This window comes from Streptomyces sp. NPDC088157, from assembly GCF_044741545.1.
Classification (GTDB): Bacteria; Actinomycetota; Actinomycetes; order Streptomycetales; family Streptomycetaceae; genus Streptomyces.
This window is the reverse complement of record NZ_JBIUSU010000016.1, coordinates 36,016-56,743: the sequence shown is the minus strand read 5'-3', so window position 1 is coordinate 56,743 and position 20,728 is coordinate 36,016. Positions and strand designations below refer to the sequence as shown.

Sequence of the window (20,728 nt, the reverse complement as noted above, 5' to 3'; positions counted from 1 at the left end):
GAGCGAGGAGGCCATGCGTACACCCCGTAGGACCCCCACGGCAGGCGCCGACGCGCCGCCCCCCACGCGCGGGCGCCGCGCCCACGCCGGACCCCCCGCCGACGAGGGACCGGAGGAGCAGACGGACGCACCGGAGGACGCGATACCCCCGCGCGCGCAACGCTGGCGCATCCGACCGCGCACGGTACGCGCCAAGATCGTCTGCCTCCTCATGGTGCCGGTCGTCTCCCTGCTGGCCCTGTGGGCGTACGCCACCGTCAGCACCGCCCAGAACGTGGCCGGGCTGCGCCAGTTGCAGCGCGTGGACTCCCAGGTCCGCGCCCCCGTGGCGGCCGCCGTGGCCGCCCTCCAGACCGAGCGGACGGCCGCCGTACGGTACGCGACCGACCCCGCCCCCGGGCAGGCCGGCGACCTGAGGACGCTCGCGGAACGCACGGACCGCGCGGTGGCCGGGCTGCGGCTCGGTGACGACAGCACCGTCGCCGACGGCCAGGAACTGCCCACGGGGGTGGCCCAGCGGCTCGAGACGTTCGTCTCCGGGGCCGAGGGACTGCCGCCGCTGCGGACCGCGGTGCTCGACGGCAACGCCGACTGGGAGGACGTCTACGGCCGGTACACGAGCACGATCTCAGCTGCCTTCTCGGTCGGCGGTGCCCTCTCCGGCATCCAGGACGCCGAACTCGGCTCGGACGCGCGTGTGCTGCTCGAGTTCTCCCGCGCGGGAGAGGCGCTCGCCCAGGAGGGCGCCGTGCTGGCCGGGGCCCGCCTCGCCGGACGCCTCGACGGAGACCGCCTACGGCTCTTCACCGGCGCCGTCGACACCCGCCGCACCCTGACGGAGTCGGCCGTCGCGGACCTGCGCGGGCCCGAACGCACCGCCTGGCAGCGCCTCGCCGCCGGCAGCGCCTACGCGGCCCTGTACGCCGCCGAGGACAAGGCGCTCGCCGACGTGTCCGGCGCGAAGGCGATCGCCGCCGCTCCCGCGAGAGTCTGGGACAAGGCCCACGCACGCGTGCAGCGCGGGATGCGGACCATCGAGGCGGACGCCGGACGTGGTGTCGCCGACCGCGCCGACCCGTTCACCCGCGGTCTGCTCACCTCGGCCGGTGCCGCGGTCCTGCTCGGCCTCGCCGCCGTGGTCGCCTCACTCGTCATCTCGGTACGCATCGGTCGCGGACTCGTCGTCGAACTGGTCAGCCTGCGCAACAGCGCGCTGGAGATCGCCCGGCGCAAACTCCCCGATGCCATGCGGAAACTGCGCGCCGGAGAGGAGATCGACGTCCGCGCCGAAGCGCCGCCGGGGCCTCCCTCCGACGACGAGACCGGCCAGGTGGCCGAGGCCCTGGGCACCGTGCACCGCGCCGCGCTCCGGGCCGCCGTGGAACGCGCCGAACTCGCCAGCGGAATCTCCGGGGTGTTCGTCAACCTCGCCCGCCGCAGCCAGGTCCTCGTCCACCGTCAGCTGAGCCTCCTGGACAGCATGGAGCGCCGTTCCGACGACCCGAACGAGCTGAGCGACCTCTTCCGGCTCGACCACCTCACCACCCGTATGCGGCGCCACGCGGAGAGCCTGATCATCCTGTCCGGGGCGGCGCCCGGCCGGGCCTGGCGGATGCCGGTCTCCCTCACCAACGTGGTCCGTGCCGCCGTCTCGGAGGTCGAGGACTACGCGCGCGTGGAGGTACGGCAGCTCCCGGAGGCAGCCGTCATCGGCACGGCGGTCGCCGACCTCACCCACCTGCTCGCCGAACTCGTCGAGAACGCGGCCCAGTTCTCGCCCCCGCACACGCGCGTGCGGGTCACCGGCGAACCAGTGGGCAACGGATACGCCGTCGAGGTCGAGGACCGGGGCCTGGGCATGGGCAAGGAGACCTTCACCGAAGCCAACCGGCGCATCGCGCAGTCCGAGGCCCTGGACCTCTTCGACAGCGACCAGCTCGGACTGTTCGTCGTCAGCAGGCTCGCCGCCCGTCACGGCATCAAGGTGCACCTGCGGACCTCGCCCTACGGCGGCACCACGGCGGTGGTCCTGCTGCCGACAGCGCTGCTGCACAGCGCCAAGCCGGAACGTTCCGTCCCCGAGGTGACGCCGGCACAGCAGCCCGCCGAGCGCGTGTACGCGCGTGTGTCCGTTACTGACCGGCACACCGCCGACACCCCCCAGGAGGCCGTCCCCGCCTCCGCCGACCGCCCCGCGCTGGCGGCCCCGGTACGGGCCGCAGCCGACCCGGCGGCCGCCGACCCCCCGCCTCCCGGAGTCACCGCCTTGCGTCTGCACCGCCCTCCGGACGACTCCGAAGGATCCGACGATCTGCCACGCCGGGTACGGCAGGCCAACCTCGCCCCGCAGTTGCGCAGGCCACTCCCCGAGGAGCCGGCCCAGCCGCCCGGCCCGCGCGGCGACGAAGGGCGCACCCCCGAGCTCGTACGGGACCGTATGTCCGCATACCGGAAGGGCTGGGCCCGGGGCGGTGGCAGGCAGCCCGGCCACGGAGCCGCCCCGGCACCCGAACCGGGCAGTGAAAGCAGCGAAGGAGACCCCAGATGATCCAGGACCCGAGCACGAGGTCGGCCCAGCGGTCCGGCGAACTCGACTGGCTGCTGGACGACTTGGTGATGCGCGTGAGTGAGGTTCGGCACGCCGTGGTGCTGTCCAACGACGGCCTCGCCGTGGGTGCGTCGACCGAGCTCAGGAGGGAGGACGCCGAGCACCTCGCCGCCGTCGCCTCCGGCTTCCACAGCCTCGCCAAGGGGGCGGGCCGGCACTTCGGCGCAGGTGGAGTGCGCCAGACCATGGTGGAGATGGACGACGGCTTCCTGTTCGTGGCCGCCGCGGGCGACGGCTCCTGCCTGACCCTCCTCACCGCCGTGAGCGCCGACATCGGCCTGGTCGCGTACGAGATGGCGCGGCTGGTCAAGCGGGTCGGAGAGCATCTCTACTCGGCGCCTCGCCTCGCCGCGCGGCCGCCCGCCGCCGGATGAGGCGAGAGAGCGACCCACGCAGATGACCGAGGACATGACCGGCGCCCCGCGCGAGCTGGGCAGCCAGTGGTACGACAACGAGGCCGGCCCGCTCGTCCGTCCCTACGCCATGACGGGCGGCCGCACGAAACCGGGGCCCACCGGGGTGCGGTTCGACCTGATCGCCCTGGTCACCCTGGATCCGGGCGCACCGGGCACGGACGGCATGCCGCTGGGACCGGAACACAGCATCCTCATCGGCCTCTGCCGCGAGGAGACCCAGTCCGTCGCCGAGCTCTCGGCGGGCGCGGACCTTCCCGTGGGCGTCGTACGAGTGCTCCTCGGAGACCTGCTGGAACTCGGCTGCGTCACCGTCAGCCGTCCGGTCCCGCCCGCGCAGCTGCCCGATGAACGGATTCTGCGTGAGGTGATCGAGGGACTGCGAGCGCTGTAGATGAACTTTCGGACCGACCCGGACGCGTACGGACCCGCCGCACACCGACTCGCGCACGCCTTCGCACACCGAACGCGCAAGAGTCGGTCACATCGGGCAGATAGCGGTCCAACCCCTCGCGAAGGCGCGGCGGTTGCCATGCTGCTGACTTCGCACCCGGGCGCCGAAACCCCGCGCGACCCTTGCGCCGGGGTCCGGCGCCCCGTACCGACCTCGACCGTTGCCGACACTCCCGAGAGAAGTGATCCATGGTCTCCGAGCACTCCGATGCCACGGGCGGCGACTCGGCCCCGCTGGCGTTGAAGATTCTGGTCGCCGGCGGGTTCGGCGTGGGCAAGACCACCATGGTGGGCGCGGTCAGCGAGATCAAGCCGCTGCGCACCGAAGAACTCCTCAGCGAGGCCGGGCAGTCGGTGGACGACACCGATGGCGTGGACCAGAAGGTGACGACGACCGTCGCCATGGACTTCGGCCGGATCACCATCCGTTCCGGCCTTTCCCTGTACCTGTTCGGAACTCCGGGACAGGACCGGTTCTGGTTCCTGTGGGACGAGCTGTCACAGGGGGCCCTGGGCGCGGTGGTGCTCGCCGACACCCGGCGTCTGGAGGACTGCTTCCCCGCGGTCGACTACTTCGAGCACCGGCACATCCCGTTCGTGGTGGCCGTCAACTGCTTCACGGGCACGCGGACCTACGGCGCCCAGGACGTCTCGCGCGCCCTCGACCTCGACGGCGGCACGCCCGTCGTCCTGTGCGACGCCCGTGACCGCGACTCGGGGAAGGAAGTGCTGATCCGGCTGGTCGAGTACGCCGGGCGGATGCACACCGCCCGGCTGCTCGACTCCGTGAGCTGACGTCTCCGTCGACGGGGGCGTGTCAGTCCGCGATGCGCTTCTGCGCCAGGACCTTGTGGACGGCGACCCGCACGAGCAGTTCACCCGGAACCCCGTTGCGGGCACCGAACTCCTCGGCGCGCTCCTCGCCCATGTACCGCGCCGCGATACGAGCCGCCCAGTGCCGGACCTCGTCGAGGTCCTCCGAGATGTGGGCCCGGCCCTGCAGCACCACGTAGTCGAACGGCGGCCGGTCGTCGTCCACACACAGGGCGATCCGGCCGTCCCGGACCAGATTGCGCCCCTTCACCGTGTCCTTACCGGTGTTGAACACCACTTCGTCCCCGTCGAGCAGGAACCAGATCGGTGCCACGTGCGGACTTCCGTCAGCTCGTACGGTGGAGAGCTTTCCGGTGCGGGTCCCGTACGTGACGAAGGCCCGCCATTCCTCATCGGTCATCTTCTGTGCCATGCCGCCATCCTCCTTGCTCCTGCGGCGGCTCGTGGGGAAGGCTTGCGACAGATTCTCCGGCGAGGCGGAGGATCACACGGGGAACGTCACACGGGGAGCGGGACATGGCGCAGAACCAGGGACTGGGTTGGCTGCTGGACGATTTGACCGAGCGCGTCGACCACGTCCGGCACGCACTCGTCCTGTCCAACGACGGGCTGGTGGCGGGCGCGAGCACGGGACTGCTCCAGGAGGACGCGGAGCACCTCGCCGCCGTCTCGTCCGGGCTGCACAGCCTGGCCAAGGGATCGGGGCGCCACTTCGGCGCGGGCCGGGTGCGCCAGACGATGATCGAGTTCGACGACGCGGTGCTGTTCGTCACCGCCGCGGGCACCGGCAGCTGTCTGTGCGTGCTCAGCGACGCGGAGGCCGACATGGGCCGGATCGCCTACGAGATGACCCTGCTCGTCAGCCGGGTCGGAGAGCACCTCAGCGTGGATGCCCGGCAGCCCGGCACACCACTGGAAGACCTCTGACCTGCACTTTTAACTGCCTCCGTGGAGTTATCCACAGGCTCGCCACGCGATCGGCGATTCCGGCTACGGTTTTTCCCGAGGCCACCGCGGACAGCGCGGGCCTGTTCCACTTCACTCCACGGGGGAGACCGACCATGTCCGGAAACACCGTCACGCGACCACGCTCCGATGTCTGCGCGCCGAGCCGAGCGGCGCGTGAACTGGACTTGAAACGAAGCGAGTTCGACCTCGCCGTGCACCTCGGGCGCATCAGGACCCTGCCCGACGAAGGAGGAGGGGGCCGGCGGGTGGCCCGGGCGGAGATCGACCGTCTGCGCTCGGACCCCGGCTTCCCCGAAACGCTGCGCGAGAGCGTGCTGACCGTGGGCACCGGCGCAGGCGCGGCCCTCCTGGGCGTGCCTCCCGCCCGGTTCACCCGCCTCGCGCGGCTGGGGCTGGTGGTGCCCGTCACGTTCTACCTCAACCGCTATCGTGCGGTCGTCTGGCTGTATCTCGCCGACGAACTGCGGCAGTTCGCCACTGACCGGAGCAACGCCTTCCTGCTGACCGGTCGTACGCCCGAGGTGCTGCGGAGCCAGCTGGCCGCGGGCGTCGACCTGCGGCCCCGGAACTGGCGCGGACGCCACCTGGGCTTCTTGTACCGTCAGGCCGACGGCCCCTGGCAACGCGCCGGAGTGCTGGCCGGATTCCTCGACCCGCTCCAGGTCGCGGAGATCGTCAAGGATCCCTACGAACGCTCCCACCTCAACCGGTTCCGGCCGGAACCGCCGGCCCACAGCACCCCCGGCACACCGGCCGCGCACCTCGTCGAGAAGCTCATGACGGCGGACGATCCCGACGAGATCGACTGGCTGAGGTACGACCTGGACCACACCGTGGACGAGGCCCGTGCCGAGCAGCCCGCTCCGCGGCCCTCCCCGAAACCGGCCCCCGCGCCCCCGGGTACGCCCGACGTGCCCGGCCGGCCGCCACGCGGCCTGCTGAACTGGCTGCGCCGCCGGAGCGAGTGACGCACCTGATCTACAAGGCCCGGAACAACCCCTCCTGGACGACGGACACCAGCAGGCGCCCCTCCAGGTCGTAGATGCGCCCGCGGGCCAGCCCGCGTCCGCCGGTGGCGATCGGCGACTCCTGGTCGTACAGGAACCACTCGTCCGCACGGAACGGCCGGTGGAACCACATCGCGTGGTCCAGCGACGCCATGTCGAAGTTCCGCGGGCCCCACAACGGCTCGATCGGGAGGCGGACGGCGTCCAGGAGGGTCATGTCACTGGCGTACGTGAGCGCGCAGGTGTGGACGAGCGGGTCGTCGCCGAGCGGCCCGACCGCGCGCATCCACACCGCGCTGCGCGGCTCGGCCTCCTTGACGTCCTCGGCGCTCCAGCGCAACCGGTCCGCGTACCGGATGTCGAAGGGCTGACGTCGCGCCATCCGCTCCAACTGCTCGGGCAACGCGCCCAGATGCTTCCGGATCTCCTCGACGACCGTGGGCAGGGACTCCGGGTCCGGAACCTCCCGAGCCGGCGCCAGCTGGTGCTCGAAGGGACCTTCCTCAGGCTTGTGAAAGGAGGCGGTGAGATTGAAGATCGTGCGCCCCTGCTGCACGGCGGTGACCCGGCGGGTCGTGAACGACCTTCCGTCCCGCACCCGTTCGACCTGGTACACGATCGGCACACCCGGTCGGCCCGGGCGCAGAAAGTACGCGTGCAGCGAGTGCACGGGCCGGTCGCCGTCGGTGGTCCGGCCGGCCGCGACCAGCGCCTGGCCCGCCACCTGGCCGCCGAAGACCCGCTGCAGGGACTCCTGCGGGCTGCGGCCGCGGAAGATGTTGACCTCGATCTGCTCGAGGTCGAGCAGGTCGACGAGCCTCTCGGCCGGATTCGTCATCGGTGCGGTTCTCCTGTGCCCTCTTCTGTACCTGGTGTACCTGCTGTACCTGCTTCGGGATTTACAGCTGGCCGACGGAGGTGACGCGCACCACCGCGCGGCCCTCGGCGTCGGAGGCCGTGAGATCGACCTCCGCACTGACACCCCAGTCGTGGTCGTCGTTCGGGTCGTCGAAGATCTGGCGGACCCGCCACAGGGCGTTCTGCGGCTCCTCCTGGATGATGAGCAGCTTCGGGCCTCGCGCGTCCGGGCCGGTGCCGAGGTCGTCGTACTCGTCCCAGTACTTGTCCATCGCCTCGCCCCACGCGTCGGCGTCCCAACCGGACTCGGCGTCCAACTCGCCGAGTTCGTCGACGTGGTCGAGAGCGGCGAGCTCGACCCTGCGGAACATCGCGTTGCGGACCAGGACCCGGAAGGCACGCGAGTTGGCCGTGACCGGCTTGACCTCGTCGGCCTTCTCCTGAGCCTCCTCGGCGGTCATCTCCGCGGGGTTGGCGAGCTGCTCCCACTCGTCCAGCAGGCTCGAGTCCACCTGGCGCACCATCTCGCCCAGCCACTCCACCAGATCCTGGAGATCCTCCGACTTGAGGTCGTCCGGGACGGTGTGGTCGAGTGCCTTGTAGGCGCCGGCCAGGTAGCGCAGCACGATGCCCTCGGTACGGGCCAGCTCGTAGTGGGACACCAACTCGGTGAAGGACATCGCCCGCTCGTACATGTCACGGATGACGGACTTCGGCGACAACGGATGGTCGCCGACCCACGGGTGGCTCTTGCGGTACGTGTTGTACGCGTGGAAGAGCAGCTCCTCCAGGGGCTTCGGGTACGAGATGTCCTGGAGGCGCTCCATCCGCTCCTCGTACTCGACGCCGTCCGCCTTCATCGCGGCCACCGCCTCGCCGCGCGCCTTGTTCTGCTGGGCGGCCAGGATCTGACGCGGGTCGTCCAATGTGGACTCCACGACGGAGACCATGTCGAGAGCGTAGGAAGGCGACTCCGGGTCCAGCAGTTCGAAGGCGGCCAGCGCGAAGGTGGACAGCGGCTGGTTCAGCGCGAAGTCCTGCTGGAGGTCCACGGTGAGGCGGACGACGCGGCCCGTGGGGTCCGGTTCGTCGAGCTTCTCGACGATCCCGCCGTCCAGCAGCGAACGGTAGATCGCGATCGCGCGCCGGACGTGCCGCAACTGCTGCTTGCGCGGCTCGTGGTTGTCCTCGAGCAGGTGCCGCATCGCCTCGAAGGCGTTGCCGGGCCGGGCGATCACCGACAGCAGCATCGTGTGCGTGACCCGGAAGCGGGACGTCAGCGGCTCCGGGTCGGACTCGATGAGCTTGTCGAAGGTGTTCTCCGTCCAGCCCACGAATCCTTCGGGCGCCTTCTTGCGTACCACCTTGCGGCGCTTCTTCGGGTCGTCGCCGGCCTTGTTGAGGGCCTTCTCGTTCTCGATGACGTGCTCGGGCGCCTGCGCGACCACCAGGCCCGCGGTGTCGAAGCCGGCCCGGCCGGCCCGGCCCGCGATCTGGTGGAACTCGCGGGCCCGCAGGGTACGCACCCGGTTGCCGTCGTACTTGGTCAGCGCCGTGAACAGCACGGTGCGGATGGGCACGTTGACGCCCACGCCGAGGGTGTCCGTACCGCAGATCACCTTCAACAGGCCGGCCTGGGCGAGCTTCTCCACCAGACGCCGATACTTGGGCAGCATGCCGGCGTGGTGGACGCCGATGCCGTGCCGCACGTAGCGCGAGAGGTTGCTGCCGAACTTCGTGGTGAAGCGGAAGCTGCCGATCAGATCGGCGATCCGTTCCTTCTCCTCGCGCGAGCACATGTTGATGCTCATCAGCGCCTGCGCCCGCTCCACCGCCTGTGCCTGAGTGAAGTGCACGATGTAGACGGGCGCCTGCTTCGTCACCAGCAGGTCGCTGAGCGTCTCCGTCATCGGGGTGTACCGGTACTCGTAGGACAGCGGCACGGGCCGGGTCGCCGAGCGCACCACCGACGTGGGACGGCCGGTGCGCCGGGCGAGGTCCTTCTCGAAGAAGGACACGTCGCCGAGCGTGGCCGACATGAGCACGAACTGCGCCTGGGGCAGCTCCAGGATGGGAATCTGCCATGCCCAGCCGCGGTCGCCCTCCGCGTAGAAGTGGAACTCGTCCATGACGACCTGACCGACGTCCGCGTTCCGGCCGTCGCGCAACGCGATCGAGGCGAGCACCTCCGCGGTGCAGCAGATGACCGGGGCGTCGGAGTTCACGGACGCGTCGCCGGTCAGCATGCCGACGTTCTCCGTGCCGAAGATCTTGCACAGCTCGAAGAACTTCTCCGACACCAACGCCTTGATGGGAGCCGTGTAGAAGGTGACCTCGTCGCGGGCGAGCGCCGCGAAGTGCGCGGCCGCCGCGATCATGCTCTTGCCGGAGCCGGTGGGCGTCGACACGATCACGTTCGCCCCGGAGACCACCTCGATCAGCGCCTCCTCCTGGTGGGGGTAGAGCGTCAGACCACGCTCCTGCGCCCAGGACTCGAAGGCTTCGTACAGGGCGTCGGGGTCTGCGGTCGGCGGCAACTGATCGATGAGGGTCACGACCCCATCTTGCCTGCCCGCACCCCTGAGGGGGGAATCGGATGCCGGCCCGAAGATCACGACCGCTACGCTGTGTCGCCGACGGAGCGTCAACGCACCCGGTCAACTGGACAGCGGCATTCGAGGAATAGGGCGGACACCGGCCATGATGGGACCAGCACACTCACTGTCGGGCGCCGCAGCCTGGCTCGGCGTCGGTGCGGCCGCCGCCGCGGCCGGGCACACGATGCCCTGGCCGGTGCTCCTCGCGGGTGCGCTGATCTGCGCCGGAGCCGCGCTCGCTCCGGACCTCGACCACAAGGCCGCCACCATCTCCCGGGCCTTCGGTCCCGTCTCGCGCTGGCTGTGCGAGATCGTCGACAAGCTCTCCTACGCCGTCTACAAGGGCACGAGGAAGCAGGGCGACCCGCGCCGCTCCGGAGGGCATCGAACACTGACGCACACCTGGCTGTGGGCCGTCATGATCGGCGGAGGTGCCTCGGCGCTGGCGATCACCGGTGGCCGTTGGGCGGTCCTGGCGCTTCTCTTCGTGCACATGGTGCTGGCGATCGAGGGGCTGCTGTGGCGGGCGGCCCGGGGGTCCAGCAGCGACGTGCTGGTGTGGCTGCTGGCGGCCACCAGTGCCTGGATCCTCGCCGGTGTCCTGGACAAGCCCGGCAACGGCTCGCACTGGCTGTTCACGGACCCGGGTCAGCAGTACCTGTGGCTGGGGCTGCCGATCGTGCTGGGCGCCCTGGTGCACGACATCGGCGACGCGCTGACCGTCTCGGGCTGCCCCGTCCTGTGGCCCATCCCGATCGGGCGCAAGCGCTGGTACCCGATCGGCCCGCCCAAGGTGATGCGGTTCCGGGCGGGCAGCTGGGTGGAGCTGAAGGTGCTGATGCCCGTGTTCATGCTGCTCGGGGGAGTGGGCGGGGCGGCCGCCCTGAACTACATCTGACGCCTCCGACGAGCGGCCCGACCGGTGCTGTCAGCGGCCGTCACGGTGGCGTCGACGGCCGCGAGGACGGTGGTCGTGACGGGGCCGGCTCACGTCATCGCTCCGCCGTCGCCGTAGCGCCGCTCGAAGCGGGCCACCCGGCCCTCCGTGTCCACGGTGCGCGCCTTGCCGGTGTAGAAGGGGTGGCTCTCGGAGGAGATCTCCACGTCCACGACCGGGTAGGTCTCGCCGTCGTCCCACTCGATGGTCTGATCGCTGGTGGCGGTGGACCGGGTCAGGAAGGCGTAACCGGCGGTCCGGTCGCGGAAGACGACCGCGTGGTAGTCGGGCTGCTTGTCCTGCTGCATGCGTGCTCCTCGTGCGGTGGAGGTGGTGGCGACGGACCGGCCATGGGCGGGTCAACCGGACAGGGCGTCCTCGTCGACGATGTGCATCGCGGCCTCCTCGGCGGAGGCCGCAGCGCCGTCGATGCCCACGTCCGTGGCTATCAGCGCGTTTTCCTCGTCCTCGTGAACCCCCTCGTCCGGTGCCACGAGCCGGCCCGAGCGTGCGGAGCCGACCTCGTTGTCGAGGAGTTCCCCGTCGGTGCCGTCGCAGTCACCGAGCCCGTCGCCGTCCGGCGCGTCGAGCTCCGGCACCTCCTCCGCGAGCCGCTGCTCCAGGCTCTCCCCCTGGCGGCGCTCCGCGGCGGTGACCCCGGCGTGCTCCACCGCCCAGGGGCGGTCCGGCGGGGACCAGCCGCGGTCGAGGGGGTCCTCGACACCGTCGTTCTCCAGTGTGTCCTCGGCGTCGAGCAGTCCGGCGTCGTCCTGGACGTCGGACGAGTCCGGCTGGTAGACGTCGTCTCCCCATCCGTCGGCACTGTTCACGGGTACCTCCAGGGGGTGACGTCCCCGTCCTCATCGCGGTCGGCGGCGGGGTGCCGCCGCACGGGGCACCGGTCGGGCGCGGGGTGTTCCGGCGGGATCCCGACTGCCTTCCGCGCGGGTGCCGGTATCCAGCGTTCCACTCCGATTCGGGACTGCGCAACGCCAGAGGAGGCGGGAAGGCGGGACGGGGCCGCCTCGACCGAGGTGCTGCGGCCGCGACCCGAGGCCGCCCCCGGGCCCACGACAACGAGTTCGTCGCCCCGCGCGGAGGCGCCCCCGGCACCCTCGACACGACCGGCCTCCGGCCCCCGCTCCGCTCCCGGCCACTGCCGCCGGGCCGAGAGCATCCGCGCCGGCGCCGGCGGTGAAACCGGCACGGCCGACGCGCTCAGGCGTCGCGCAGGCCCCGCCGGCGATACCGCCGCCAGCGCCACCAGCGCCTTCATGTCTCGCCCCGGCGTTGGTCGGCCGGGTCGGGCGCTTCGCTTCTCAGCCGTGCCACGACCGCCAGAGCGCCGCGTACGCCCCGTCGGCCGCGACCAGCTCGGTGTGGCTGCCCAGCTCGCTGATGCGGCCGTTCTCGACCACGGCGATGACGTCGGCGTCGTGGGCGGTGTGCAGGCGGTGGGCGATGGCGACGACGGTGCGGCCGTCCAGGACGCGGGCGAGGGACCGCTCCAGGTGGCGGGCCGCACGCGGGTCGAGCAGCGAGGTCGCCTCGTCCAGGACCAGGGTGTGCGGGTCGGCCAGGACGAGCCGGGCCAGGGCGATCTGCTGAGCCTGAGCCGGGGTGAGCGCGACGCCGCCGGACCCGACCTCGGTGTCCAGGCCGTCGTCCAGGGCCCGGGCCCAGCCGTCCGCGTCGACCGCGCCCAGGGCCGCCCACAGCTCGGCGTCCTCGGCGTCCTCCGCTTCCACCGGCCCCGTGGAGACGCCCTCGCTCGAGCGGAGTCGCGAGTGGGGGAGGGCGAGCCGGAGGTTGTCGCGCAGCGAGCCGACGAAGACGTGGTGCTCCTGGTTGACGAGTGCCACGTGGGAGCGGACCCGTTCGGCGGTCATCCGCGACAGCTCGGCGCCGCCGAGGGTGATCCGGCCGTCGCGGGGCGCGTAGATCCCGGCGAGCAGCCGCCCCAGCGTGGACTTCCCCGCGCCGGAGGGGCCGACCAGGGCCAGCCGGGTGCCGGGGGCGACCTCCAGGGTCACCTTCCGGAGCACGTCGACACCCTCCCGGTAGCCGAAATGGACCCGGTCGGCGTGCACGTCCCGGCCGTCGGGTGCGAGTCCGGCGTCTCCGCCGTCCGGCTCGATGTCGCGCACCCCGACGAGGCGGGCCAGCGACACCTGGGCGACCTGCAGCTCGTCGTACCAGCGCAGGATGAGGTTCACCGGGTCGACGAGCATCTGCGCCAGAAGCGCGCCCGTCGTGAGCTGGCCGACCCCGATCCAGCCCTTCAGCACGAACGCCCCGCCGAGCATCAGGACCGAACCGAGCACCGTGACGTGCACGAGGTTGATGACCGGGAAGAGCACCGAGCGCAGCCACAGCGTGTAGCGCTCCCAGGCGGTCCACTGCCGGATGCGCTGCTCGGAGATCGCGATGCGGCGGTCGCCCAGCCGGTGCGCCTCGACGGTGCGGCCCGCGTCCACGGTCTCGGCGAGGGCGGCGGCCACGGAGGCGTAGCCGGCGGCTTCGGAGCGGTAGCCGGCCGGCGCCCGCTTGAAGTACCAGCGGCACCCGGCCACCAGCAGAGGCACGGCGACCAGGACGGCCGGCGCCAGCGGCGGCGCCGTGACGACGAGCCCGCCGAGCAGCAGCAGGGCCCACATCACGCCGATGGTCAGCTGGGGGACGGCCTCGCGCATCGCGTTGGCCAGCCGGTCGATGTCCGTGGTGATCCGGGACAGCAGGTCGCCCGTCCCGGCCCGCTCGAGCACACCCGGCGGCAGCCGCACCGAGCGTACGAGGAAGTCCTCGCGCAGGTCGGCCAGCATCCGCTCGCCGAGCATCGCGCCGCGCAGCCGCACCTCTCGTACGAAGGCGGCCTGGACGACCAGGGCGAGTACGAACAGCGTGGCGACGAGTCCGAGGTGGAGTTCACGCGCGCCGTCCGACAGCCGCTCCACGAGGTCGCCGAGCAGCCACGGCCCGACCATCGAGGCGACCGTGGCGACCGTGTTCACGAGCAGGAGGAGCAGGAAGGCGCGGCGGTGCCGGCGCAGGAGTTCGGCCACGTAGGCGCGGACGGTCGCGGGGGCGCCGACGGGCAGCGTGTTCGCCGTCGTCGGTGCCGCCGGGTCGTACGCGGGCGGCGCGACGCCGATCATGCGGTCTCCTCGATCTCTTCGCGTTCGATCTCTTCGAGTGCGTCGTCTTCCAGGTCCTTCAACGCACCACTCAGGGAAGCCTTTTCGGCCCCCGGGGCCCCGACCGGCGCGGCTTCCTCCTCGGTCTCCCTGGTCACCACGGCTCGGTACCGGGGCTCGGAGCGCAGCAGTTCGCGGTGGACGCCCACCGCGACAGCCTCACGCCCGTCCACCAGCACGACCCGGTCGGCCCGGTCCAGGAGCAGTGGGGACGAGGTGAACACCACCGTCGTGCGCCCCGCCCGCAGTTCGCGCAGGCCCTCGGCGATCCGTGCCTCGGTGTGCGAGTCGACGGCGGAGGTGGGTTCGTCGAGGACGAGGACCTCGGGATCCGTGTACAGGGAGCGGGCCAGCGCGAGTCGTTGCCGCTGGCCGCCGGAGAGGGACCGGCCGCGCTCGGTGATGCGGGCGTCCATCGGGTCGTCGGCGTCCAAGGAGCCCTGGACCAGCGCGTCGAGGACGTCCCCGCACTGGGCGGCGGCCAGCGCCGCGCCCGCGTCGATCTCGCCCGAGGCGGGCACGTCGAGCAGGTCGCGCAGGGAACCGGACAGCAGCACCGGGTCCTTGTCCTGGACCAGGACCGCGGTGCGCGCGGAGTCCAGCGGCAGCTCGTTCAGCGGGACACCGCCGAGCAGCACCGAAGGGCTGTCCTCCGGGGGGTGCCCGCCCAGCCGTTCCGCCAGCCGTCCGGCCGCGTCCGGGTCGCCGCACACCACCGCGGTGAGCCGGGCGGCCGGCGCGAGCAGACCGGTCACGGGGTCGTACAGATCGCCCGCGGGCGCCTCGGCGGCGCGCGACCCGCCGACGTCGGTGACCCGTTCCAGGGACAGCACGCGTGCGGCGCGTTTGGCGGACGGACGCGAGAAGGAGTAGGCCATCGCGATCTCCTCGAAGTGCCTGAGGGGATAGGCCAGGACCATGACGGAGCTGTAGACCGTGACCAGCTCGCCGACGGTGATGCGGCCCTGACGGGCCAGGTGGACGCCGTAACAGACGACGGTGATCAGCAGCAGGCCGGGCAGCAGCACCTGGATGGCGCTGATCAGCGACCACATGCGCGCGCTGCGCACGGCCGCGTGCCGGACCTCCTGCGAGGCGCTGCGGTAGCGGTCGAGGAAGAGTTCCTCGCCGCCGATCCCGCGCAGCACCCGCAGGCCGGCCACGGTGTCCGAGGCGAGTTCGGTGGCGCGTCCGGCCTTCTCGCGCTGGAGGTCGGCCCGTCGCGTCGCCGGGGGCAGCAGGGGCAGGACCGCGAGAGCGAGGACGGGCAGGCCCACGGCGACCACCACGCCGAGCGTCGGCTGGTAGAAGACCAGGCCGACGCAGACCAGCAGCACCGTGAGGGCCGCGGCGGTGAAGCGGGACACGGCCTCCACGAACCAGCCGATCTTCTCGACGTCACCCGTGGAGACGGACACGACCTCACCGGCCGCGACCCGCCGGGTCAGCGCGGAGCCGAGCTGCGAGGCCTTGTGGGCGAGCAGCTGCTGGACCCGGGCGGCGGCGGTGATCCAGTTGGTGACGGCGGCGCGGTGCAGAAAGGTGTCCCCGATCGCCGCGGCGGCACCGCACAGGGCCATCAGGCCACCGGTGAGGGCGAGCCGGGTACCGGAACGGTCCACGACGGCCTCGACGGCGAACCCGACACAGAACGGCTGCGCGGAGACGGCCACGAAGTGCAGCAGCCCCCAGGCCAGGGCCTTGAGCTGGCCGCCCAGCTGGTTGCGGCCGAGCCACCACAGGAAGCGGGGTCCCGAGCGTGCGTCCGGCACGCCCGGGTCGGGGTACGGAAGGTCTTGGATCTGCATGACGTCCCAGTGGCTCGAGTCAGCGGTAGGGGGAGAGGGAGAGGGAAGGGGGGAGACGGGAGAGGGCGTGGGGGCCCTGCGGACGAACGGGAAGGTCCGCAGGGGGGCGGCAGCAAACCGTGCAAGGTTCGCGTCGCAGCGTGGTCAAAATCAACCGGTTTTCCATTGCGGCGGCCGGATCCGGCAGCTGTCCGACACGGGTCGGATGTCCGGAAACTGGCGCTGACGCCCGGAAAGTGGTGCGAGCATGGGCCGATGCGATCTGGCGATGGGCGGTGCCCGGGAGCCGCGACGGCGATCTGCGGCCTCTTGCTCACGGCTTTGTCCGCGTGCGGTGGTGCGGCTGTGGAGTACGGGAATGCCGGTGCGTCGGGAGTGGGGGCCGGGAGAGGCGAAACCTCGCCGAGCGCGGCCGCGGCGACCGGCGTCCCGGGCGTCGGTGACCGGTTGCGGCGGCGGATCCCGGCTGTTTCGCGCCAGGTCGTGGCGGTGTACGGCGACGGGAAGGACTCCGTGGACTCCACCGTCGTGCTGTACGCCAGGAGCGGCCGGGTCTGGGAGCGTGTCCGGAGCTGGCGGGGACACAACGGCAAGAAGGGCTGGACCGCCGAGCACCGCGCCGGCGACAACCGCAGCCCCGTCGGCGTGTTCACGCTCACCGCCGCGGGGGGTGTCCTGGCAGACCCCGGCACCAGGTTGCTGTACACCCGGTCCGCCGCCTTCGCGGCGCCGCGCTGGTGGGCGAGGTCGCACTGGCACGACTTCGACTACGTCATCGCCATCGACTACAACCGAGTCAAGGGCGCCCCGCCCAACGACCCGGCGCGACCCGAGGGGGAGCGGAAGGGTGGCGGAATCTGGCTGCACATGGACCACGGCAGCGGTACTTCGGCCTGTGTCAGCCTGTCCAGGACGGCGATGGAATACCTGCTGCGCACCCTCGACCCGGACCGGCATCCCGTGGTGGTCATGGGGGACAGGGACGCGCTGACGGCCTGGGCCGGATCCGCGAGTCCCGCCCGGCCGCGGGCGCCCGAACCGGCGCCCGCGGCGAAGGCGTCATTGCGGGGAGCGGTCGACTCCCCGTAGAACACCGGCCATGAGAAGCCGGATCATCATGTCCATGCTCACCGGAGGGATCCTCCTGGCGAGCACCGTCCTGGGGAGCGGCACGGCGCAAGGGGCGGCCGCCTCCCCCTCGGTGCCGGTGGGGGTCCCCGCCGAGTTCGGCACCGACTGGCACGACCCCCTCACCGCCGCGCCGCCCGTGACCAGGCCTCACGCCAAGGGGTGCCAGGTCACCCTCGCCGAGGCGCGGTTCCGCGACTTCACGCCGTACCGGGGCTCGTACACCCCGCCGGACGGCTGCGGCGACCGCTGGAGCAAGGTGGTGCTGCGGCTCGACGGCAAGGTCAAGGGGCGGCAGTTCGACCGGCTCGGCTATCTGCACGTCGGCGGGGTGGAGGTCTTCCGCACGTCGACGCCCGAGCCGTCGCCCGACGGGATCGAGTGGTCCGTCGAGAAGGACGTCACCCGCTACAGCGACACGTTCCGCTCCGCCCAGGACGTGGAGATGCTCATCGGCAACGTCGTGGACGACACCTACACCGGCGTGATCGACGTCAAGGTCACGCTCACCTTCTACGAGGGAAAGCCCGCCACTGTCCCCGACCGCGTCCTCACCCTGGCCGCCGGCCCGGACGGCCCGACCCTCACCACGCCCCGCAACAGCGAACGCGTCGTCGCCGAGGTGTACGCCACCGGCTCCGGCGGCGGGTGCGAGGAGTACTGGTACCTGACCGTGCCCGCGACAGCGCCCTACTCCTGCCGGGCGGACGACGGACCCTATCGGGAGGTGCAGGTCGAGGTCGACGGCCGACTGGCCGGAATCGCCGCCCCCTTCCCCACCGTCTGGACCGGCGGCTGGTCCAACCCCTTTCTCTGGTACGTGACTCCGGGCCCGCGGGCCTTCGACATCAAGCCGATCGAATACGACCTGACCCCCTTCGCCGGGATCCTCGACGACGGCCGTCCGCACCGCGTCGAGGTGTCCGTCGTCGGTGTGCCCGAGGGGCAGGGCGGCTGGAGCACACCGGTCAACGTGCTCGTCTGGCAGGACGCCGGGAAGGCCGTCGTCGGCGGGGGACTCCTCACGCACGAAGCCGGTGGGCTCACCGACTCCACCACCTACACACCCGGCACCGAGCACCGCGTCGACACCGTGGGCGGGCACCGCCTGACCGTCTCCGGGTACCTCGACACCTCGCACGGACGGGTACGGACGACCGTGACCCGCGCCCTGGCGAACACCTCGGCGCACCGATGGACCGACGGCGAGACCGTGGACGGCCTCGACGCGTCCTGGACGGACGACGAGTCGGTCACCGTCGACGGCCGCGGAGTGGTCCGTACGGTACGCACCCATCGGACGTACACGATGAACGGCACCACCACCCTCGGCGCCGACGACCGACTGCGCACCGTGCTGACCCTCGGCGACCGGGCCGACGCCGTGACGACTCGAAACGGCCGACGCGTGTCGTGGTCCCGGCTCGACGACACGTACCGGGGTGACGCCACGTTCACGGTGAACGTGCCGCGGGACCAGCGCCACGCGGTCGGCACGACGAGCGAGCGCTACCGGCTGTACGGATCGGACGGCTGCTACGACCGTCGACTGGCCACGGTGCAGGGGGTGTTGACCGGAGATCGAACAGGCTGCTGAGCCCGCACGCGTGCGACGCGTCACTCGGGGCGGGATTTACACGGCGGAAACGCGGAGGTCTTGTGCGCGATCAACGGCGCCTCCAAAGTGATCGCTACGGAAACCGCTTTCCGTATCGCAGAAGTTCTGTCCCTCCCTGTGTGAGCTCCTGCGTGTCACCGCCGTCCCCCAAGGAGTGCCCGTGCCGCCGTCCGTCCCGTCCCTGCCGCGACGCGTCGCACGCATACTGCGTACCTCACTCTTCGCGCAGGTCGCCTGCGCGCTCGTCCTCGGCGTCATCGTCGGAAAGCTGTGGCCCGACGTGGCCACGGATCTCCAACCGCTCGGCGACGGTTTCACCCGTCTCATCAAGACGATCATCTCGCCCCTGGTGTTCTGCGTGGTCGTGGTGGGCATCGCCAAGGCCGGTGATCTGAAGGCCTTCGGCCGGATCGGGCTCAAGGCCCTGATCTGGTTCGAGGTCGCGAGCACGCTCGCCCTGGTCATCGGGCTGCTCGCCGCCAACATCGTCCAGCCCGGTTCGGGGATGAACGTCGACCCGTCCACGCTCGACACGTCGGCGGTCGACGCGAAGACGGGCGGCGGTTCGCTGCCCTCGACGACCGAGTTCGTCGTGAACGCGCTGCCCACCAGCTTCATCGGCGCGTTCGCGGAGAACTCCCTGCTCCAAGTGCTCGTTCTGGCCTGTCTGGTGGGTGCCGCGCTGCTGCACCTCGGCCACACCAGGGTGCCGAAGGTCCTGCCGGCCATCGAGCAGGCTCAGGAGATCATCTTCGCGATCGTCGGCTTCGTCATGCGGCTGGCGCCGATCGCCGTGTTCGGGGCGATGGCCGTCCTGATCGGCAACTACGGCCTCGGCGTGATCGAGACCTACGGCAAGCTGATCATCCTCTGCTACGCGGCCGCCGCCCTCTTCGTCACGCTGCTCGCCGTCGCCCTGCGCGTGGTCACCGGACTGAGCCTGTGGAAGTTCCTGCGGTACATCCGCGAGGAGATGCTGCTCGCGCTCGGCACCGCCTCCACCGAGTCCGTCATGCCGCGCGTGATGCAGAAGCTGCGCAACGCCGGCGCCCGCGACGACGCCGTGGGCCTGGTGCTGCCCACCGGCTACTCCTTCAACCTCGACGGCGCCTCGCTCTACCTGTCCATCGGCACGCTGTTCATCGCCCAGGCGGTGGGCGTGGACCTCAGTCTGGGGCAGCAGATCACCGTGATCCTGGTGCTCATGCTCACCAGCAAGGGCATGGCCGGCATCCCCGGCTCGGCCTTCCTCGCCCTGTCCGCGACCGCCTCCTCGCTGGGGGCCATCCCCGCCGGCGCGGTCGCCCTGCTGCTGGGTGTGGACCGCATCATGGACTCGATGCGCGTCGTCACCAACCTCCTGGGCAACTGCGTGGCGGTCTTCGCCGTCTCCCGCTGGGAGGGCGCGCTGGACCTCGAGCGGGCGAAGAGGGTCCTGGACGGCGAGGCCGTTGCCGCCGCGGACGAGGAGCCGGACGACTCCGCGAAGCCGGATCCCTCCGCCGAGCCGGGGGGTTCCGCCGAGTCGGAGGGATCCGCACGGCCGGAGGGATCCGGGCCGACGGAGAGTCCCGCGTCGCCGGAGGGTTCGGAGAGTCCGGGAACGGCGGCCGGGCTTCCGGTCGTGGTCTCCGCGGGGCTCACCAAGGAGACAGCCCCCGAGGCCGGTTGATGGTCCGCGCCGAGCCAACGGGCCGTGGCCGCCCCTCCCGCAGGACGGAGGGGCGGCCACGGCCCGTTCTCGCGCCGCTCAGCAGTTCCGCCCCTGCCCCCGCTCCCGTCCTTGCCCTTGTCGCCGGCTCTGCTCCTGCCCTTGTCTCGGCCTCGGCGTCCGGTCCGGTGGCCCGTCCACCAGTGCGTCCAGCAACCCGCTCAACACCTCGCGCTCCAGGGCCGTCAGGGGATCGAGGATCTCCTCCGCGGCGGACATCCGCGCGCCCCGTAGCTGCCGCAGGGCCTTGCGGCCGTCCTCCGTGAGCTCGATCCGGATCACCCGCCGGTTCGTGGGGTCCGGCATCCGCCGCACCTTGCCGCTCGCCTCCAGCCCGTCGACCAGAGTCGTGACGGCCCGGGGCACCACCTCGAGCCGCTCGGCGAGGTCGGCCATGCGCGGCGGTGCGTCGCAGTGCGCCAGCGTGCGCAGCAATCGGGCCTGCGCAGGGGTGACGCCGAGCCCGCTCCGCTCCAGATGGTGTTTCTGGATGCGGTGCACCCGGCGCGTGAGCCGCAGCAACTGCTCGGCGAGCAGGCTGTCCGAATCGGGGGTGGTCATACGGGAACAATATCAGGATGCCGTTCATTGTG

At 71.5% G+C, this 20,728-nt stretch carries 18 protein-coding genes; 10 read left to right on the top strand and 8 right to left on the bottom strand.

Annotation, left to right across the window (positions count from 1 at the left end; all coding sequences use genetic code 11):
- Positions 1 to 13 precede the first annotated feature (13 nt).
- The 4 genes from ACIPFH_RS41245 (at position 14) to ACIPFH_RS41230 (ending at position 4,269) form a co-directional block, all read left to right on the top strand.
- Positions 14 to 2,548: a nitrate- and nitrite sensing domain-containing protein gene (locus ACIPFH_RS41245; protein WP_401834918.1), complete on the top strand. Its 2,535-nt coding sequence runs from the start codon at positions 14 to 16 to the stop codon at positions 2,546 to 2,548.
- Positions 2,545 to 2,982 (top strand): roadblock/LC7 domain-containing protein, encoded by a 438-nt coding sequence (locus ACIPFH_RS41240; protein WP_401834915.1) that lies wholly within the window; start codon positions 2,545 to 2,547, stop codon positions 2,980 to 2,982. Before ACIPFH_RS41245 ends, ACIPFH_RS41240 begins: the two co-directional genes overlap by 4 nt.
- Positions 2,983 to 3,004: 22 nt before the next feature.
- Positions 3,005 to 3,415, top strand: coding sequence for a DUF742 domain-containing protein (locus ACIPFH_RS41235; protein WP_401834913.1), 411 nt, complete (start codon positions 3,005 to 3,007; stop codon positions 3,413 to 3,415).
- 248 nt (positions 3,416 to 3,663) lie between these two features.
- On the top strand, positions 3,664 to 4,269 hold the full coding sequence (locus ACIPFH_RS41230; RefSeq protein WP_356251791.1) for an ATP/GTP-binding protein: 606 nt from the start codon (positions 3,664 to 3,666) through the stop codon (positions 4,267 to 4,269).
- A 22-nt stretch (positions 4,270 to 4,291) separates the two neighbouring features.
- On the opposite strand, the gene ACIPFH_RS41225 is transcribed toward ACIPFH_RS41230, so the two are convergent.
- Positions 4,292 to 4,720, bottom strand: coding sequence for a PPOX class F420-dependent oxidoreductase (locus tag ACIPFH_RS41225; protein WP_401834911.1), 429 nt, complete (start codon positions 4,718 to 4,720; stop codon positions 4,292 to 4,294).
- Positions 4,721 to 4,824: 104 nt separating this feature from the next.
- Between ACIPFH_RS41225 and ACIPFH_RS41220 the strand changes: the two genes are divergently transcribed.
- Positions 4,825 to 5,235, top strand: a complete 411-nt coding sequence (locus tag ACIPFH_RS41220) for a roadblock/LC7 domain-containing protein (RefSeq protein WP_401834909.1) — start codon at positions 4,825 to 4,827, stop codon at positions 5,233 to 5,235.
- A gap of 134 nt (positions 5,236 to 5,369) precedes the next feature.
- Positions 5,370 to 6,245 carry a DUF6397 family protein gene (locus ACIPFH_RS41215; RefSeq protein ID WP_401834906.1) on the top strand — a complete coding sequence of 292 codons (876 nt, stop codon included), beginning with the start codon at positions 5,370 to 5,372 and terminating at the stop codon, positions 6,243 to 6,245.
- 10 nt (positions 6,246 to 6,255) lie between these two features.
- On the opposite strand, the gene ACIPFH_RS41210 is transcribed toward ACIPFH_RS41215, so the two are convergent.
- Both ACIPFH_RS41210 and ACIPFH_RS41205 read right to left on the bottom strand, forming a co-directional pair.
- Positions 6,256 to 7,122, bottom strand: coding sequence for an acyl-CoA thioesterase II (locus ACIPFH_RS41210; RefSeq protein WP_356251804.1), 867 nt, complete (start codon positions 7,120 to 7,122; stop codon positions 6,256 to 6,258).
- Between the two features lie 61 nt (positions 7,123 to 7,183).
- Complete coding sequence (locus ACIPFH_RS41205) at positions 7,184 to 9,697, bottom strand: DEAD/DEAH box helicase (protein WP_401834903.1); 2,514 nt, start codon at positions 9,695 to 9,697, stop codon at positions 7,184 to 7,186.
- A gap of 145 nt (positions 9,698 to 9,842) precedes the next feature.
- On the opposite strand from ACIPFH_RS41205, the gene ACIPFH_RS41200 reads away from it, so the two are divergent.
- Positions 9,843 to 10,637, top strand: coding sequence for a metal-dependent hydrolase (locus ACIPFH_RS41200; RefSeq protein WP_401834901.1), 795 nt, complete (start codon positions 9,843 to 9,845; stop codon positions 10,635 to 10,637).
- An 89-nt stretch (positions 10,638 to 10,726) separates the two neighbouring features.
- Here ACIPFH_RS41200 and ACIPFH_RS41195 read toward each other — a convergent pair whose 3' ends face one another.
- From ACIPFH_RS41195 to ACIPFH_RS41180, 4 genes are all read right to left on the bottom strand, one after another.
- Positions 10,727 to 10,984 carry a type B 50S ribosomal protein L31 gene (locus ACIPFH_RS41195; protein WP_171395721.1) on the bottom strand — a complete coding sequence of 86 codons (258 nt, stop codon included), beginning with the start codon at positions 10,982 to 10,984 and terminating at the stop codon, positions 10,727 to 10,729.
- Between the two features lie 51 nt (positions 10,985 to 11,035).
- Complete coding sequence (locus ACIPFH_RS41190) at positions 11,036 to 11,506, bottom strand: DUF5709 domain-containing protein (protein WP_356251811.1); 471 nt, start codon at positions 11,504 to 11,506, stop codon at positions 11,036 to 11,038.
- Positions 11,507 to 11,995: 489 nt separating this feature from the next.
- The gene (locus ACIPFH_RS41185) at positions 11,996 to 13,831 is read right to left on the bottom strand and encodes an ABC transporter ATP-binding protein (RefSeq protein WP_401834897.1); all 1,836 of its coding nucleotides are present in this window, start codon (positions 13,829 to 13,831) and stop codon (positions 11,996 to 11,998) included.
- A complete protein-coding gene (locus ACIPFH_RS41180; protein ID WP_401834895.1) occupies positions 13,828 to 15,678 on the bottom strand; it encodes an ABC transporter transmembrane domain-containing protein in 1,851 nt (616 codons plus the stop codon). Before ACIPFH_RS41180 ends, ACIPFH_RS41185 begins: the two co-directional genes overlap by 4 nt.
- A 255-nt stretch (positions 15,679 to 15,933) precedes the next feature.
- Here ACIPFH_RS41180 and ACIPFH_RS41175 point away from each other — a divergent pair, with 255 nt between their 5' ends.
- The 3 genes from ACIPFH_RS41175 (at position 15,934) to ACIPFH_RS41165 (ending at position 20,096) form a co-directional block, all read left to right on the top strand.
- Positions 15,934 to 16,767: a L,D-transpeptidase family protein gene (locus ACIPFH_RS41175; protein WP_401834892.1), complete on the top strand. Its 834-nt coding sequence runs from the start codon at positions 15,934 to 15,936 to the stop codon at positions 16,765 to 16,767.
- 10 nt (positions 16,768 to 16,777) lie between these two features.
- A complete protein-coding gene (locus ACIPFH_RS41170; RefSeq protein WP_401834890.1) occupies positions 16,778 to 18,403 on the top strand; it encodes a peptide-N4-asparagine amidase in 1,626 nt (541 codons plus the stop codon).
- Positions 18,404 to 18,584: 181 nt separating this feature from the next.
- Complete coding sequence (locus ACIPFH_RS41165) at positions 18,585 to 20,096, top strand: cation:dicarboxylate symporter family transporter (protein WP_401834887.1); 1,512 nt, start codon at positions 18,585 to 18,587, stop codon at positions 20,094 to 20,096.
- A gap of 78 nt (positions 20,097 to 20,174) precedes the next feature.
- Here the strand turns inward: ACIPFH_RS41165 and ACIPFH_RS41160 are convergent, their stop codons facing one another.
- On the bottom strand, positions 20,175 to 20,696 hold the full coding sequence (locus ACIPFH_RS41160) for a MarR family winged helix-turn-helix transcriptional regulator (protein WP_401834884.1): 522 nt from the start codon (positions 20,694 to 20,696) through the stop codon (positions 20,175 to 20,177).
- Positions 20,697 to 20,728 lie beyond the last annotated feature (32 nt).

Coding starts and splice junctions, on each gene's coding strand:
- ACIPFH_RS41245 (WP_401834918.1), top strand. CDS start 14: ATGCGTACACCCCGTAGGACCCCCACGGCAGGCGCCGACGCGCCGCCC.
- ACIPFH_RS41240 (WP_401834915.1), top strand. CDS start 2,545: ATGATCCAGGACCCGAGCACGAGGTCGGCCCAGCGGTCCGGCGAACTC.
- ACIPFH_RS41235 (WP_401834913.1), top strand. CDS start 3,005: ATGACCGAGGACATGACCGGCGCCCCGCGCGAGCTGGGCAGCCAGTGG.
- ACIPFH_RS41230 (WP_356251791.1), top strand. CDS start 3,664: ATGGTCTCCGAGCACTCCGATGCCACGGGCGGCGACTCGGCCCCGCTG.
- ACIPFH_RS41225 (WP_401834911.1), bottom strand. CDS start 4,720: ATGGCACAGAAGATGACCGATGAGGAATGGCGGGCCTTCGTCACGTAC.
- ACIPFH_RS41220 (WP_401834909.1), top strand. CDS start 4,825: ATGGCGCAGAACCAGGGACTGGGTTGGCTGCTGGACGATTTGACCGAG.
- ACIPFH_RS41215 (WP_401834906.1), top strand. CDS start 5,370: ATGTCCGGAAACACCGTCACGCGACCACGCTCCGATGTCTGCGCGCCG.
- ACIPFH_RS41210 (WP_356251804.1), bottom strand. CDS start 7,122: ATGACGAATCCGGCCGAGAGGCTCGTCGACCTGCTCGACCTCGAGCAG.
- ACIPFH_RS41200 (WP_401834901.1), top strand. CDS start 9,843: ATGATGGGACCAGCACACTCACTGTCGGGCGCCGCAGCCTGGCTCGGC.
- ACIPFH_RS41195 (WP_171395721.1), bottom strand. CDS start 10,984: ATGCAGCAGGACAAGCAGCCCGACTACCACGCGGTCGTCTTCCGCGAC.
- ACIPFH_RS41185 (WP_401834897.1), bottom strand. CDS start 13,831: ATGATCGGCGTCGCGCCGCCCGCGTACGACCCGGCGGCACCGACGACG.
- ACIPFH_RS41180 (WP_401834895.1), bottom strand. CDS start 15,678: ATGCAGATCCAAGACCTTCCGTACCCCGACCCGGGCGTGCCGGACGCA.
- ACIPFH_RS41175 (WP_401834892.1), top strand. CDS start 15,934: ATGCGATCTGGCGATGGGCGGTGCCCGGGAGCCGCGACGGCGATCTGC.
- ACIPFH_RS41170 (WP_401834890.1), top strand. CDS start 16,778: ATGAGAAGCCGGATCATCATGTCCATGCTCACCGGAGGGATCCTCCTG.
- ACIPFH_RS41160 (WP_401834884.1), bottom strand. CDS start 20,696: ATGACCACCCCCGATTCGGACAGCCTGCTCGCCGAGCAGTTGCTGCGG.